Source organism: Aurantiacibacter sp. MUD61 (assembly GCF_027912455.1).
GTDB lineage: Bacteria > Pseudomonadota > Alphaproteobacteria > Sphingomonadales > Sphingomonadaceae > Alteraurantiacibacter.
In genome coordinates this window covers 1,403,819-1,418,801 of the sequence record NZ_CP115446.1, presented here as the reverse complement: position 1 = coordinate 1,418,801, position 14,983 = coordinate 1,403,819, and the positions used below count along the sequence as shown (strand labels likewise).

Sequence of the window (14,983 nt, the reverse complement as noted above, 5' to 3'; positions counted from 1 at the left end):
GTTCCCCTTACCTCTCCAGATCGTAAAACTTCGCGATCGCGTCCCAGCCTTCTTCGGCGGTCTCGCACCAGGTGATGAGGTCGAGATCTTTCTTCGAGATCGTGCCCTCTTCGGCGATCGCTTCAAAATTGACCACGCGGGTCCAGAAGTCCTTGCCGAACAGCAGGATCGGAATGGGCTTCATCTTGCCTGTCTGCACCAGCGTGAGAAGTTCGAAGAATTCGTCGAATGTTCCGAAGCCGCCGGGGAAGACAGCCACCGCGCGGGCGCGCATCAGGAAGTGCATTTTCCGCAGTGCGAAATAGTGGAAGTTTAGCGACAGATAGGGCGTCACGTAGGTGTTGGGCGCCTGTTCGTGCGGCAGGATGATGTTGAGGCCGATGCTCTCCGCGCCTGCCTCGCTCGCGCCGCGATTGGCCGCTTCCATAATCGACGGGCCGCCGCCGGAGCAGACAACGAACTGACGCTTGCCGTCTTCGATGATTGCCTTCTCGCCCGCCATTTTCGCCAGATCATGAGCGACCTGATAATATTTCGCCTTGTCCGCAAGCCGCTGAGCGACGGTCTGCTCAAACTCGCTGCCGTCCTTCGCGGCTTCGATCTTGGCTTCCGCCTCCTCCGGAGAGGGAATGCGGGCCGAGCCATACATGACCAGCGTCGAGCCGACGCCGGCCTCTTCCAGCAGCATTTCGGGCTTCAGCAGCTCCAGCTGGAAGCGCACCGGGCGAAGTTCTTCGCGCAGCAGGAAATCGGTATCGCGGAATGCAAGCTTATAGGCCGGATGGCGCGTTTGCGGCGTCGACTGCGGGATGGAATCGGCGAAGCCAGCTTCGCTATCGGCGTGGTAAAATTTGTGGTCTTTCAAGTCGCAAGACCCTTTTTCATCATCCGTGCTCACGGAGTTCTCCTTTTAGGACAGGGCTCTGCCCTAGAGGCGGTTTTCAGTGTTGGAAAGTCTCGATCGCGCAAACGCTGGCTCACCGGTCAAAGATAGCCGAGTTCGCGCATCAACGGCCCGTTGCGAGCAATGATTACCTGTTGCTGTTCGGGGGTCAGCTTCTCGCGCCCCTCTCCCGATCGGCCGGAGCGGAAAAAGCGCTGCGCCTTCTCAGGCTTCTCACGAAAACCCTTCTCCGCCTCGGTTTCCTGCAGCTTGCGAAAGCTCGACGCCTCGACAGCATGGCGAATGCGCGCTTCATCCTCGCCTTCGGGGATTTGCGCAAAGGCGGCGAGGCGGCGCAGGCACCCCGCCGTATCGGCGAGCAGGTCTTCATAGCGCACGGTCATCACCGGTATCCCGTCCTGATCGTGCCAGCTGCGGTAGTGATCGCTCCAGCCGAGCAATTGCTGGCGCAACTGCCGCGTATGCCGGCTGTTGGACGCAACCACCTCGGCATTCACCTGGCGCACCGCCGGTCCATAATCGGTATGCGCCTGGTGATGACTGAAGGACACCGCCACATCCATCGGGTCGCGCACGACATAGATGACACCAAGCGAACATTCCGGCGGGAAGATCGGCGCATCGTCCCGGTTACGGTGATAGCCGTCATGCACCTTGATGAAGACTGGCGTCTCGCTGTCTGCTGCGACACGGGCATAAAGATGCGGGCGGTAGATATCGACTTCTTCGGGCGTCAGGTCGGAAGACGACAGGCCGACGATCTCGTCAAATTGCTGGCGGTCGCTCGAAATGCCGCTCACCAGCGCAAGCTGAAAGGGGTCAGTGTTCTCCACATCGCCAACGAGATTGGAAAGCAGGATGCGAACCCAAGTGTTGCCCGATTTGGGATAGGACGCGATCCAGTAGATGCCCCGCCGCATCATGAATTTTCGCGCAGCCAATCCGCCATTGCGGCGATGCTGTCATCGAAATGCTCAGGCAGGAAAAGTCGGCGGAAGGTGTAGATTTCAAACATGCCGAGCATCTGGGTTAACGTCTGGAAAAATCGCTGGCGGCCCCAGATCGCCTCGGCAAAGCGAGAGCGATAGACATTGTTGCGCAGCACCAGCAGACTTTTCGGGCCATCGAGCAATTGCACATCGTGCAGCCGTTCCTGCCCAGCGGTTTCCTTCGTTCGCGCCAGCACGATCATCTTGGCAAGGGGCCCGCTTGTCGGCCCGTCGCCCGTCGCAGGGGTGCTGTAGAATTTCGGGATATCATGGCCAGCGCGGACAGGTTGCAGCGTGTCGGATGCGGTCATGGCGATTGCATCGTCCCACAGCTTGAGATCGCGCTGCCCGGCATAGGCGGTCACCTGGTCGCCTGCAGTCGCTGGATCGAGGATGACGATATCATCGGTAAAGAAATCGAACCCGGCTTTGCCGAGACCAGCCGCGATGGTCGATTTGCCCGCGCCGGAAGGCCCGGTGAAAGCGTAGATCTTTCCATCCAGCGAAATCCCGCTGGCGTGTAGCGGCAGCAGCCCGCGCTGATAGCATAGTGCACCCCAGGCAGAGCCCGTAAGGAACAGCGCGATCTCACCATCGCTATTGCCGGCTCGGTGATAGGTAATGCGCGAACCGTCCTCCACGAGCAGGCGGACGCCATTGGGCACGCGCAGCAGGAATGCCCCATCGCCAACGTCATAGGCAGGCTCATGCAGATGTGCCTCAGGCAGCCTCTCCGGCACGATCCCTTCACGGATATCGACGTCGGCACTCGCCTCCACCAGATAAGGTGTGATGCGATTGCCGAGATCGAGATCGGCGGTGGCGGTGAAGGGTACGGTGGAGATCAATTCTTGCCTTTCACCCAATTGATGAAGCGCGCGGTGTTGATAACCCGTGTCAGGCCCAGCCGCGCGACAAGGTAATCGGGATGGTCTTTTGTGCCTATGGGCGTTTTTTCCGGCCAAGTCGCCAGCAGACGCTGGATACGCGGAATATCGAACCGCCGTGCCATTTCATCATCATCGGCGAGACGATCAATCTCCTGCGAGAGATTGGGCAGGTCCCGCGTCAGGCGCAGATGCCAGTCCGCAGACTGCCGCCCTTTGGGTGCGTTAAGAATTTCGCGCGGCAATTTGTCCTTCATCAGCCGCCGCACCAGCATGCGGGGGCGCCCATTGCGAAAGAATTGATCAGCCGGAAAGGCGAGGCAAAGTTCGAACAGTTTGCGGTCCGCCAGCGGGTCACGCGCCTGAATCCCGGTCAGGCTCTGCAATGCAGAGCGTAATGGCTGGCTGGCATCGCGCATGCCGCGTGTCGCCAAAAGCCGGTTGTTCGCCTGGAAATCGCGCTTGCCTTGCCATTTCGCATCGCGCAGCATTTCACGCCTGCGCTCGGTCACCCGCATATCGGCGGCATATTCCGGATTGAGCGGGGAAAGCCCCTTCCATTCCGCATCACCCGATCGGCCTTTCCAGCTTTCGACTGCATCGATGGCGGCATCGGGCAAGTTGGGAAGCACAGCCAGGCTGAGGAAATTGGCGGTCATGCCGCGGCCGTTGTCCACGGCCCGAAGCGACGACATCAGTCGACCCAATTGCAGCTGGCGAAATTGCATGGCGGGTAAGCTGCGACCTGACGCAGTGAGGCTGGTGCTGCCGCCGACGCCAGTAAACAAAACGTCAAGCCCCGCCGCCCGCGCGGCGCGGTTGATGCCGATGATCCAATGGGTATTCTTCACCGCATAAATGGGTGTTTCGCTCAATGCGGTCAGTTGATGCAGGTCGGCATCGAAATTCATGCCCGCACAATCGACAAAGCGGGCGTCGAGCTGCGGATACATTTTGGCCAGTGCGCGCACCGGACCGGACTCGTCACCGCTGGCACTGCTCGCATCAGTTATCCCATCCCATTCGGGATCGGGTATCGAGGTAAATGTCGTCAGGCGCTGCGCCGCCCAGTCTTCGCGCTGCTGCATCTGTTCGAGCGCAGTGACGGCGACCGTGGTGGAATCGAGGCCGGAGCTGAGTGTCGCGCCCGGCAATTTCCGGCACCGCATAACACTCCCCACGGCAGCATCGAGATGTTCCTGCACGGCCTCCAGATAGTCGGCATCGCGGCCGAAGCGGATCGGTGGAATCGATGTGAAATCGAAGCAGTTTTTTATGGTCAGATCTTCGGGAGACACCCGCGCCATATGGCCGAGCGGCAATGACTTGATTCCGCGGTAAAAGCTCTGCTCGCTATCGGCGTGATTGTGCACCAGTGAATCCGCGAGCCGCTGTTCGTCCAGATCGCGTGGGATGTCGCCCAGCGCAAAAATCGCCTTGGGAGCGCTCGCCAGCACGTAACGCTCCGCATCACCATAGTAGACGATGGGCGGAGCAGACATCGGCGAGCGCACCGCAAACAGGGTCTGGTCATGGCGATCCGCGATAATGAATGCGAAGGAGCCGTATAAATACCGAGGTGGGTGATCGCGCCATTTCTGCCAGGCCAGCAGAACCAACTGCGCATCTGTCAGCCCCGCGCTATCCTTGCCCGAAACGCCCAAACGTTCACACAATTCGCCGCGATGGTCGAGATAGCCGGTGAAAGAAATTGCCCAGCGTTCATCGCTGGTGAGCGGCTGGCGATCGGCTGCGTCCTGCGGCGAAAACTCGCCCGACGTGCTCCACGCAAGGCCAAGTCGCTTTTCGGCCCAATGGCCCTGCCGCATGGCGCCGTGAAGCCGCAGGGAGTTTTCCATGCGCTGCAAGTCCTCGCGCCGGGCGAACGTTCCACCCCGCATTACAAGACCTGCCACTCCCCCCAATTGTCACCCCTCCCTGACTCAAGCTATTGCACTAACTTGCAAAGCACAGCCTCTGCTGACCTATATCGCAGGCGAGACAGGAGTGAAGAGGCGCAAGAAATATATGTTACAATTCTTGACTCTGCGGCGACTTGGGTAAAGAAGAGCGGCAATCCATTTTGCGTAATGGCGTGGCTTTATCTCCGCCTTACGTCTTGGAGCGGGCAATTATACCCTTGGGGGGACATGAAATGAGCGAAGCAAAGAAAAAGACCGGCAATATCTGGACCACGCCGCAAGTCACTGAACTTGCGCTGGATGCGGAAGATATCGCCAGCACCGCTGGTACGACAACGCCGGATTTTAGCACCACCGCTAGTTAATCCTTCCTCGATAGTCCGGAAATGCCAATCAGGTGCAGTTGACCGGTATTTATCCCGCCGAGAAGGCGACGAAAGATTTCAGGGCACCGATTGCGATCGGTGCCCTGATTCTGTTGGCGCTCTATTTCTGGCTGACATCGCGTTACCCAGCACTCAATGAAAAGGCGCTGATGGGCGGCGATGCGCCGCTGTCCGGCCTATCCTTCGACATCGTTTACGAAATCCTGCCAAACAGTAGCCTGTGGTGGGAGATCCTTGCCAACACCGCTAACTGGATCAAGACCAACCAGAAGGGCATGACCTTCGGGGTGCTGTTCGGCGCGGCGGCGCTGACGGTGCTGGCCACCATCCGGCAGCGGTCTTTCAAGAACGGCTTCGCCAATTCCGCACTCGGCACAGCCATCGGCGCGCCGCTGGGCGTGTGCGTCAATTGTGCCATGCCCATCGCGCTCGGCCTGCATATGGGTCGCATGCGGCTGGAAACGACGCTGTCCGCATTGCTCGCCTCGCCCACGCTCAATGTCATTGTCATCACCATGAGCTTCGCGCTTCTTCCGCCGCACATGGCGGTGTTGAAGCTCATATTCGCGCTCACCATGGTACTGCTGATCGTGCCGCTGCTATGCCGCTTCATCCTGAAAGACGAGGCGGCAGCCACCGGTGCGGATCCCGGCACCGCGGTTCCCAAGCTTGCCAAGATCAGCGAGCCCAAGGGTATCACCGGCAAATTCGCAAAGCTGCTGACGCATGGGACATTCGAGCCGGGCGATTACAATATCGTCGCTGCGCTGATCTGGTTCGCGAAGACTTACCTGCGCAATTTTGCCATCATCTTCATTATCACCGTGCCGCTGATGCTGGCCGCGGCCATTCTTGGCGCACTGGTGGCATCCTTCGTTTCGCCGACCGAACTGACGAAGCTCATGCCCGGGCGCGATCTGGTGATGATCGCGCTGGTGACGCTGGCGATTGTCGGTGTCGCGAGCTTCGTGCCCGCGCCGATTGCGTTCGACGTGATCCTGACGGTGATTCTCATCAATGTCGGCATGCACAATCATTTCGCCATGGCCACGCTGATCGCATTGGGATCGTTCAGCGTCTACCCGCTGCTGATCCTGGGGCAGGCGATTTCATGGCGAACGGCCTTTACCATGTGGATTGCGGTCTGCGGTCTGGCGGTAACCGCAGCGGCGACCGAGTTCGTCATGGCTCCACGCATCAATGATTTTTACAAGGAGCGCCAGATTGCGGCGCTCAATTCGGTTGATAGCATCGATTGGCCGACACCGCCTGACGCGCCCGAAGGCATTCCTATCGAGGAATTGCGCGAGCGGCTCGCCCAATATAGCGCGCAGCCGCAAACAATTGCCGCAGCCATTACTACCGATGGCGGATCAGGCGTGAGCCTGCAGAGCCTGTCGATGCCCGACCGCACACCGGTGTCCGCGCAGGCAGGCCCAGCTTTTACCCGCGTGATGGGGCCGGAAATTGGTCTTGAAGAAATCGGTGAGAGTTCGCCGTTGCGCGAATTCGGCTATCACATGATGCGCGGCGCGGTAGCTGGTGGTGACATCCATGGCGACGGTTGGGTGGATGTCATAACCCGCCGACCGGATGGCGCCAATGGACTCTCTGTATATGCCAATGTCGATGGACAGTTTGTGCGGCAAGCTGTCGAACTTGGCCCGGTCGACGAAGCAGAGGTGCATAACCTTGCTCTCGCCGATGTGGATGGCGATGGCGCGCTCGACCTGCTCGTCTCCACCATAATGGCGGGCGATCATATCTTCTTCAACGATAGCGGCACGTTCACGTCAGGAGCGATGGCGACTTTCAAGGAAGGCGGCAATGACGTCGTCTCTTCCTTCGGTTTCGCCGACATGGATGCCGATGGCGACCTTGATATCGTGCTGGGAAAATGGGGGCCGCGCGGCATCGCCGAAGGCTGGGGACTGCATCCCTACCACATCCGAAACTTGTGGATGCGCAACGATGGTAATCGCAATTTCACCACGATCGAATTCGAGGGCATCCCCGGCCAGACTCTTTCAGTGCTCGTGGCTGATGTTGACGGGAACGGCTATCCGGACGTTCTCAAGGGGGACGATGCCGCCGAGACGGATGAAGTGGTATTTTTCAACGCCAACGGTCCGGTTCCGACCACGCCCGACAACCAGCCGTTCGATTACTTCTTGCGGTCAGCCATGAGCTATGACGAGGGTGACTGGAACAATGACCTGATTCCGGATTATTACGGCGGCCAGATCTCCATGCGTGCAGGGATGATGCCATCATCTATGTCCCGCGTCCGCAATATCCGTGCGATCTGCTTGCAATACCGCGACGATCTTGGCTGGGACGATGCCGAAACCGAAGACTGTATCGTGGAAGAACTTTCTATCGACAGTATCCGTGACGGCAGAAGCGGAAAGAGCGGCGACAGTTGCCTGGGCCCGACCCTTCGCCGCGACCAGGCCCTTTGCGGAGCCGCCAGCCAATTCGGCCGTTACGAAAATGTCCGGCGCAATCCTGATGGTGATCGCGAGCGCTTCACCGCCTGCGCCGCCCAAATGGCACACATTCCGCAGATCGCGCGTTTGTGTAATTCGTTGCTCGAACCGACCATGGGGCATCTCCGCAGCGACGATTTCGCCGAGTTCTATGCTCCTGCATTGCAAACGGGAAACATCCTTCAGACGGGTGCACCGGACGGCACATTTGTAGATCGCGGGACCGAGGCCGGAGTTCGTACGCCCGGCTGGACATGGAACTCCCGACTGACCGATCTGGATCAGGACGGTTGGCAGGACATCCTTGTGGTGACCGGCTTCTGGCACAGTGCCGCATCGAGCACGACCAATGTATTCTATCACAACACGGGAAGCGGTTTCGAAGACGGTACCAACGCCTTCGGCTTTACCGACATTCTTCCATCCTACAGCTATACAAGTTTCGATTTCGACCGAGACGGCGATATCGACGTTATTCGTGATATGAACGCCTTGCGGATGGTCGTGCACCGCAACGACAATCCGGCGGGCCCGGCGCTTTGGGTCAACCTTCGCGATTCCATCGGCAACAGCCATGGCATTGGCGCGCGGGTGACGATCTGCGTTGACGGAGTTACCGAAGTGGCTGCCGGGCCATGCCAGATGCGCCGCGTGAAGGCGAGTGGCGGATATATGTCGACCGATCCCATCGCCGCGCACTTCGGTCTCGGCGATGCGCGTAGTGTCTCACTGATCGAGGTGCGCTGGCCCGATGGCGAGACGTCGAGGATCGAGCCGGAGGGCCTGCTGGGCGGGGAAGTGGTCATCAACCGGCAGTAGGCTTGGCGCGATCGCTCGGCAGGCATCTGCACTGATCGGACGTACCTGTTACTAGCGATTTTGGAAAAGTTGGATGCCCCGCAAGGATTCGAACCTTGATTGACGGAGTCAGAGTCCGCTCTCTTACCGTTAGAGGACGGGGCAACGCTTGGAGCGCGCGCCTCTATAACGCGCGTAGGATTCGGTCAAGTCTCAGCGATCAATCTGCCGCCGTCCAGGTTACTTCGCGGCAGAACAGCGTGACGCAGCCTTCGACGCGAAGTGTGCCATTGCTGCCGGGGCGCACAACAGCGCGGTAAGTGCCGCCGTCTTCGGGGTTGTAAACCTGCCCGCGCCAGGCGCCGTCATCCCAACGCAAATTCTGCAGCACTTCGATGCCGACGATAGGACGATCGCGCAGGGACGGATTGTCATTATGCACGTCGCGATTGGGTTCCCCCGGCTTGCGGCGGACGATCCGGGTAATTTCCCCGCAGCGCGAATTGCCGCACGGGCCAACGGTGATTTCGACATAGCCGCCCTGATCCAGATACACGCCGTCGATACTGCGCTGGGCAGAGGCGGTGGCGGGCATGACCGCGATAGCGGCGGCGGCAGAGATGGCGGTGGCGATTGCTGATTTGATCATGGTGACACTACGCTTAGCCACTGTGAAAGTGCCCTAGGATGAACAGCTTGCCCCGCCGAGCACGCAGAAGCGCGCGCAATGCGGGTGGTTGAGCGGCACGTCGCGGTCCGCCTCTTCGACGGTAGCGCCAAGATCGAATTCGTTATCATACGGCAGCAGCGTGCAGGCGACGACCCGCGCCTCCGGCTCACCCTTGCGGTGGACGACCATACGCTGGCTGGCGCACATGATGTCATCGGGGCTCTTGCCCAGGATCCCCCAGCAATCGGTTGTAATCTCCGGCACATCGGCGCTTGCATCCATTTCCGGAAACAGAACCAGCCGCGACGGATCGGCGGTGTTTATGGCAATGCCTTCGCGCTCGAACAATAGGCGATAGGCATTGCGCGCCTGCTCCTGCGTTTCACCTGCCAGACTGCGCCCCGCAGCCGCGACGGAGAAGTCGTTGGCAGAGAGCCATTTGAGCCCTTCGATCATCGGTTGCCAACTGCGGGGCCCACGCTCCGCTTCATGCACCTTTTGCGTATGGTGATCGATCGAAACGCGAATGGTCAGACGGTCGCCATAGGCCTCGCGCAGGCGCAGCAGTTCGGCCTCATGCCGCCGCATCGGCTTCATCGCGTTCGATAGGACGAGCACGTCATGCCCACGGTAGAGCGCGTCCTCCACTATGGCGATGATCTCGGGATTCATGAACGGCTCGCCGCCGGTGAAGCCGATTTCGCGCACGCCACGCGGCGCGATCTCGTCGAGGAAGCGCGCAACCTCTTTTGCCGTAAGATAGATCAGCGCATCATTGGTCGGGCTGCTTTCGATGTAGCAATTGGCGCAGGCGAGATTGCACAGCGTGCCCGTGGCAAACCAGAGCGTTTCGAGCTGGTTCAGCCTTACAGTCGCGCGCGCCTCGCCCTTTGCAGTCACATGCGGATCGCTGAATTTCTCGCGCGAAAGCGCCTCTGCCTCGACGGTGAAGGGCGATGCGCCAGCTGGGGCGTTGCGGGTTTTTGTGCGGGTTGCCATCAGAACATCCGGCGGATTTTGGCGAGGAAAGCAACCCAGCGTTTGGGCCATGGACCGAACACGGTCGGCTCCCACGCGGCAAAAGCGGCGGCCTTCGTGATTTCGGACCTTGTAGGATAGGAAATGATCGCCCCGCCCACATCGAATGTGCCCGATTTCCCGGTGATCATCTGGGTGAAGGGAAGCAGCAGCTCGCCCGCATTTACTCCGCAAATGCTCGCGCCGACGACTTTATGGCCTTTCAGCATGACTTTGAGATGCCCTTTGGTCAGGCCCTCGGCAATCGCGCGCTCATTGTGATCGAAACCTTCGGTGACAACCGTCAGCTTGTCACCGAGCTTTTCGCTCGCTTCCTGTTCGGTCATGCCGATTTGTGCGACTTCGGGCTCTGTATAGGTGCACCATGGCAGCGCTTTGAAATCGGCCTTGGCAGGCAGGCCAAGCGCGATTTCGAGCACGACGTTGGATCCTTCATAGCCCGACACATGCGTCAGCCGTGGCCCCTCGCGGCAATCGCCGATGGCGTAGATATGCTTGAGGTTTGTGCGGCGGCGCTGGTCCACCTTGATACCGTTCTTGCCGAGCGCGATGCCCAGCTCTTCCAGTCCATAGCCCTCGGTCCGCGCCTTGCGTCCCACCGCGATCAGCAAATGGCTGCCGCTCACCTCTTCGCCGCCATCGGTGCTGACGGTGATGGCGCCCTCTCCGCCCGAAACCTTCGCCGCCTTGCCTTGCACGAAGCGAACGCCCTCGTCCTCCATCACCGATTTCACGATAGCTGCGCTGTCGCGATCATCGCGGCCGAGCACATTACCGGGCTCGATGACGGTGACTTCACTTCCCAATCGGCGAAAGCTCTGCGCCATTTCCATGCCGATGACCCCACCGCCAATGATCACGAGATGGTCGGGCTGCTCGGTCAGGTCGAACAGATTTTCATTGGTTAGATAGGGCACATCGTCCAGCCCGGGGATTGGCGGCACCAGCGGCCCGCTGCCTGTGGCGATGACAATACGCGGCGCGGTAAGTTTGCGCCCGCCGACAGTGACCTCTTTCGGGCCGGTGATTTTGGCCCAGTCCTGGATCACTTCGCAGCCCATTTCCTCGAACCGCTCAACGCTGTCATGCGGCTCGATATGCGCGATGGCATCGTGCACATGCTTGTGGACACCGCTCCAGTCGACCACCGGCGCAGCTAGCTGCACCCCCGCGCGCTTCTCCTCTCGTGCTTCGGCAGCGCGGCGGGCCGAAGCGATAAGCGCCTTGGATGGCACACAGCCATTGTTGAGGCATTCGCCGCCCATCTTGTGACCTTCGATCAGCGCGGTCCTTAGGCCGAATAGCGCACAGCCGCCTGCAGCGGTAAGCCCGGCAGCACCACCGCCAATCACGATAACGTCATGTGTGTAATTCATATGCCCCCACGGGTAACGCAAACAGGCTGGGAAACGAAACGCTTCCTGCTATGGCCCTTCATTCGCTGACACGAGGCAAAGAGTTTCATGAATCTGGAAAATTCGCAGGATTATTACGGCAAGGTTCTGGGCGGATCATCCGATCTGCGCACCGATGCATGCTGCACTTTCGAAATGCCGTCAGACGCAGTGCAGCGGGCATTGAAAAACGTGCATGAGGAGGTGAAGGCGCGCTATTACGGATGCGGCCTCGTCGTCCCGCAGGCGCTGGAGGGTTGCCGCGTTCTCGACCTTGGATCGGGCAGCGGACAGGACGCCTATCTGCTCGCGCAATTGGTGGGCGAGAATGGCCATGTGACCGGTGTCGATGCGACCCCAGAACAACTTGCAGTCGCGCGCGAATACCAGAACTGGCACGCACTCGAATTCGGTTATGACAATGTCGACTTCATCGAGGGCGATATCGAGAAGCTGGGCGAGCTGGGCCTCGAAGAAGGCAGCTTCGATGTCATCGTGTCCAACTGCGTCATCAACCTCGTTGCCGACAAGGAAGCGGTATTCCGCGCCGCGCATCGCCTGCTGAAGCCAGGCGGTGAGTTGTATTTTTCGGACGTCTACGCAGACCGCCGCGTACCCCAGCACCTGCTCAGCGACCCCGTGCTGCATGGCGAGTGCCTGTCGGGCGCGCTTTACTGGGGTGATTTTGACAGGCTCGCCAAGACAGCCGGTTTTGCCGATCCGCGCCTCGTCACTGATCGCCCGCTCGGCATCAATGACCGCGAGGTAAAAGCCAAGCTCGACGGGATCAATTTCGTTTCCGCCACCTATCGCCTGTTCAAGCTCGATGGGCTGGAGCCGCAATGCGAAGACTACGGTCAGGCCGTGCGCTACAAGGGCACGCTGGAAGGCCATCCGCGCGTCTTCGAGCTGGATGCACACCACGCCATCGAGGCGGGCCGAACTTTTCCGATCTGCGGGAACAGCTGGCTGATGCTCTCCGAAACGCGCTTTGCCGAGCATTTCGAATTCATCGGCGACTTCTCGCGGCATTATGGCGTCTTCCCCGGCTGCGGCACCGATGCGCCGTTTGGCCAAAGTGCATCCGACACCGCAGCCGCTGGCGCTGCCTGTTGCTGAAAATTCTCGTCACCGGTGCCGCCGGCCTGATCGGCGGAGAGGTCTGCGCGCGCCTTGTCGACAAAGGCCACACAGTCACCGGCATGGTGCGCCGCAATCCCGAAATACGGGGCAATGATGGCGCGCTCGTGCAGGGGATCGAAACCGTCAGCGGCGATGTGACGCTTCCGCTGATGGGTCTCGAAGCGGCTCGCCAAGATGTGGTCATACATTGCGCTGCCAGCCTCGAATTCGATGCGCCGAAGGAGGATCTGCGAGCGATCAATATCGAAGGCACGAAGAACGCGCTCGCTTATGCCAAGGCGGCAGGCGCGGCGTTCCTGCATGTCAGCACCGCCTATGTCTGCGGGCAGCAGGGCGGCGTGATCACGGAAGGTCCGGTGCCCGAGGGCCGCGCATTCACCAATCGGTACGAAGCGAGCAAGGCCGCAGCCGAAGCGGTCGTCGCGGAGAGTGGCCTGCCCTTCGCGGTGGCGCGCCCGTCCATCGTGCTAGGCCATAGTGAGACCGGAGTGATCCGCGACTTCCCTTCACTCTGCAATGTCTTTCGCCTGATGGCGCGCGGCAAGGTGACGCAGTTTCCCTGCGCGCCGGGATCGACGCTGGACCTCGTCCCGATCGACCATGTGGCCGAAGGTATTGCGCGTATTGCGGAGCGAATGGAGCAGGCCGACGGTGGCTATTTCCACCTTGTAGCCGAAAGCCCGCTTGCCGCTGCAGAGCTAGCACATGGTGTGGCGCGGGTAGAGCACTTTCCCGACCCCGAAGTCGTTGCGCCCGAAGATTACGACCCCACGCAATTGCGCCCTGCCGAGCAAATGCTTGCAGGGCGGATGATCGGCACTTTCGGCCCCTATTTCACCCGCGATCCGCAATTTGACGACAGGCAATTTCGTGCGCTGACCGGATTGGAGTGCGGTGCAACCGATGCTGCGTGGCTCGACCGGCTTATCGCTTACGGGATTGAGAGGGGGTATTTGCCGTCGGCCTAGCGGACATCCGGATAATACCGCTCCAGCCGCTTCTTCGCGCCGAGCCCCCAGAGAAACCCAACTTTCAAATAAATCCAGTTCGCCTTGAGCGGGCCCCATTCGGCGATGCGGCGGTCTGAAGTCTCGACCCGCTCTGCAATCATTTTCACACGGCCAAAACGCGTCATGCGAATGCACAGGTCGGCCTCTTCCATCACTTTCGCATCCGGGTCGCAGCCGCCGCATGCGAGAAATTGCGCGCGGCGGAAGAACATCGCGTGATCGCCGAACAGCAGTCGGCATCCGCGCAGAAAAAGGTGCGGGCGAAACAGCAGCGGCGCGTACCAGGTCTTCGCCCAATTGTGCAGCGTGGTGCCCCACCGGGTCTTGTCCGGGCCGCGCAGGATCGGGGTGAAGCCGGCGAGGCTGGTCCGTTCGTCTGCCAATGTGTCTTCGATGGCGGCGATGAAATTCTTAGGGGGCACGGTATCGGCATGCAGCACGACCACATACTCGCCCGCCGCTGCCTCAACGCCGGCATTGATCTGCCGACCGCGCCCGGCCTCGGTTTCGATCACCCGCCAGCCTTGCGCCCGCGCAAGTTCGACGGAGCGATCCATGCTGCCACCGTCCACCGCGAGCACTTCCATCGGCTGCGGATCGAGCTTGGCCAGATGCTCTGCGAGCAGCGGCAAGGCGCGCTCTTCATTGAGAATGGGGATGACGACGGTCGTCCGGCTCACGCGGTGAGTTCCGGCCATGCGGCAAGGTCTTCGGGTCGGTCACAATCGTCGAGTTCGGCGAGCGTGGCGTAGGCAGTGCCATGCGCCAACAATCGCGCCTCGGTCTCAGCGAGCACCACCTCCGTGCCCCACGCCATATTCTGCCACAAGAAAGGGAGTTGCCGCTGAAAGCCGAGCAGGTAATAGCCGCCATCGCTCGCCGGGCCGATCACCGCGTCATTGGTTTCCAACGCTTTCGCCGCATCGCGAAGATGCTGCGCAGTGAGCCCCGGAATATCCGCGCCTAGCAGGATTGCAGGTGCAGTAACCCGCGAGAGCCGAGCACCCAGATCGCCGTCGCCCTGCTCGACGAGCGTCACATCATCGCCCAGCCAATCCGCAAAATCGCGATGCGGTGCGCCGGTAGTCCAGACCGCGAACGGCAAGCCGCCTTCCCTGATCGTAGCCAGCGTCCGCTCGACCAGCCGCCGATGAAGAGCCGCCGCCCCGCCCTCTCCCAGAGCCGGGATCAGCCGCGTCTTCGCTTTGCCCGCCTGCGGATATTTCGCGAACAGGGCGATGGTCGGAAGCGGGTCAGCCATAGCTCCCCCTAACGCTTCCCGGCCCCGCTGGCGAGCCGCCCTGTGCCCAAACTTGGCAAGAGGTCCCGCTTCGTCTAGCCTGTGATCAGGTT

The 14,983-nt window shown here is 60.5% G+C and carries 13 protein-coding genes and 1 tRNA gene; 4 read left to right on the top strand and 10 right to left on the bottom strand.

Annotation, left to right across the window (positions count from 1 at the left end; all coding sequences use genetic code 11):
- Positions 1-7 precede the first annotated feature (7 nt).
- The 4 genes from O2N64_RS06860 to O2N64_RS06845 all read right to left on the bottom strand — a co-directional run bounded on the left by O2N64_RS06860 (position 8) and on the right by O2N64_RS06845 (position 4,639).
- Complete coding sequence (locus O2N64_RS06860) at positions 8-898, bottom strand: LOG family protein (RefSeq protein WP_271079532.1); 891 nt, start codon at positions 896-898, stop codon at positions 8-10.
- A gap of 86 nt (positions 899-984) precedes the next feature.
- Positions 985-1,827, bottom strand: a complete 843-nt coding sequence (locus tag O2N64_RS06855) for a sulfotransferase domain-containing protein (protein WP_271079531.1) — start codon at positions 1,825-1,827, stop codon at positions 985-987.
- Positions 1,824-2,741 carry a hypothetical protein gene (locus O2N64_RS06850; RefSeq protein ID WP_271079530.1) on the bottom strand — a complete coding sequence of 306 codons (918 nt, stop codon included), beginning with the start codon at positions 2,739-2,741 and terminating at the stop codon, positions 1,824-1,826. Before O2N64_RS06850 ends, O2N64_RS06855 begins: the two co-directional genes overlap by 4 nt.
- Entirely contained in the window at positions 2,738-4,639 is a 1,902-nt protein-coding gene (locus O2N64_RS06845) for an asparagine synthase-related protein (protein ID WP_271079529.1), read from the bottom strand. The genes O2N64_RS06850 and O2N64_RS06845 overlap by 4 nt, the downstream gene beginning before the upstream one ends.
- 296 nt (positions 4,640-4,935) lie before the next feature.
- Here O2N64_RS06845 and O2N64_RS06840 point away from each other — a divergent pair, with 296 nt between their 5' ends.
- Complete coding sequence (locus O2N64_RS06840) at positions 4,936-5,067, top strand: hypothetical protein (protein WP_271079528.1); 132 nt, start codon at positions 4,936-4,938, stop codon at positions 5,065-5,067.
- Positions 5,068-5,105: 38 nt separating this feature from the next.
- Positions 5,106-8,396 carry an FG-GAP-like repeat-containing protein gene (locus O2N64_RS06835; RefSeq protein ID WP_271079527.1) on the top strand — a complete coding sequence of 1,097 codons (3,291 nt, stop codon included), beginning with the start codon at positions 5,106-5,108 and terminating at the stop codon, positions 8,394-8,396.
- 70 nt (positions 8,397-8,466) lie between these two features.
- On the opposite strand, the gene O2N64_RS06830 is transcribed toward O2N64_RS06835, so the two are convergent.
- From O2N64_RS06830 to O2N64_RS06815, 4 genes are all read right to left on the bottom strand, one after another.
- Positions 8,467-8,540: transfer RNA gene (locus tag O2N64_RS06830), tRNA-Gln, on the bottom strand.
- 55 nt (positions 8,541-8,595) lie between these two features.
- A complete protein-coding gene (locus tag O2N64_RS06825) occupies positions 8,596-9,024 on the bottom strand; it encodes a DUF2147 domain-containing protein (protein ID WP_271079526.1) in 429 nt (142 codons plus the stop codon).
- Between the two features lie 33 nt (positions 9,025-9,057).
- A complete protein-coding gene (locus tag O2N64_RS06820; protein ID WP_271079525.1) occupies positions 9,058-10,044 on the bottom strand; it encodes a radical SAM protein in 987 nt (328 codons plus the stop codon).
- Positions 10,044-11,459: a dihydrolipoyl dehydrogenase family protein gene (locus tag O2N64_RS06815; RefSeq protein WP_271079524.1), complete on the bottom strand. Its 1,416-nt coding sequence runs from the start codon at positions 11,457-11,459 to the stop codon at positions 10,044-10,046. Before O2N64_RS06815 ends, O2N64_RS06820 begins: the two co-directional genes overlap by 1 nt.
- Positions 11,460-11,546: 87 nt before the next feature.
- On the opposite strand from O2N64_RS06815, the gene O2N64_RS06810 reads away from it, so the two are divergent.
- Together O2N64_RS06810 and O2N64_RS06805 are read left to right on the top strand one after the other, a co-directional pair.
- Positions 11,547-12,596 carry a methyltransferase domain-containing protein gene (locus O2N64_RS06810; RefSeq protein ID WP_271079523.1) on the top strand — a complete coding sequence of 350 codons (1,050 nt, stop codon included), beginning with the start codon at positions 11,547-11,549 and terminating at the stop codon, positions 12,594-12,596.
- Positions 12,590-13,588: an SDR family oxidoreductase gene (locus O2N64_RS06805; RefSeq protein ID WP_271079522.1), complete on the top strand. Its 999-nt coding sequence runs from the start codon at positions 12,590-12,592 to the stop codon at positions 13,586-13,588. The genes O2N64_RS06810 and O2N64_RS06805 overlap by 7 nt, the downstream gene beginning before the upstream one ends.
- Here O2N64_RS06805 and O2N64_RS06800 read toward each other — a convergent pair.
- Together O2N64_RS06800 and O2N64_RS06795 are read right to left on the bottom strand one after the other, a co-directional pair.
- On the bottom strand, positions 13,585-14,310 hold the full coding sequence (locus tag O2N64_RS06800; RefSeq protein ID WP_271079521.1) for a glycosyltransferase: 726 nt from the start codon (positions 14,308-14,310) through the stop codon (positions 13,585-13,587). The genes O2N64_RS06805 and O2N64_RS06800 overlap by 4 nt on opposite strands.
- Positions 14,307-14,891, bottom strand: coding sequence for a TIGR04282 family arsenosugar biosynthesis glycosyltransferase (locus O2N64_RS06795; RefSeq protein ID WP_271079520.1), 585 nt, complete (start codon positions 14,889-14,891; stop codon positions 14,307-14,309). Before O2N64_RS06795 ends, O2N64_RS06800 begins: the two co-directional genes overlap by 4 nt.
- Between the last annotated feature and the right edge of the window lie 92 nt (positions 14,892-14,983).

What these genes read in the sequence shown, in the direction of transcription:
- O2N64_RS06855 (WP_271079531.1), bottom strand. Translation starts at nt 1,827, where the DNA reads ATGATGCGGCGGGGCATCTACTGGATCGCGTCCTATCCCAAATCGGGC.
- O2N64_RS06845 (WP_271079529.1), bottom strand. Translation starts at nt 4,639, where the DNA reads ATGGAAAACTCCCTGCGGCTTCACGGCGCCATGCGGCAGGGCCATTGG.
- O2N64_RS06840 (WP_271079528.1), top strand. Translation starts at nt 4,936, where the DNA reads ATGAGCGAAGCAAAGAAAAAGACCGGCAATATCTGGACCACGCCGCAA.
- O2N64_RS06825 (WP_271079526.1), bottom strand. Translation starts at nt 9,024, where the DNA reads ATGATCAAATCAGCAATCGCCACCGCCATCTCTGCCGCCGCCGCTATC.
- O2N64_RS06820 (WP_271079525.1), bottom strand. Translation starts at nt 10,044, where the DNA reads ATGGCAACCCGCACAAAAACCCGCAACGCCCCAGCTGGCGCATCGCCC.
- O2N64_RS06815 (WP_271079524.1), bottom strand. Translation starts at nt 11,459, where the DNA reads ATGAATTACACACATGACGTTATCGTGATTGGCGGTGGTGCTGCCGGG.
- O2N64_RS06810 (WP_271079523.1), top strand. Translation starts at nt 11,547, where the DNA reads ATGAATCTGGAAAATTCGCAGGATTATTACGGCAAGGTTCTGGGCGGA.
- O2N64_RS06795 (WP_271079520.1), bottom strand. Translation starts at nt 14,891, where the DNA reads ATGGCTGACCCGCTTCCGACCATCGCCCTGTTCGCGAAATATCCGCAG.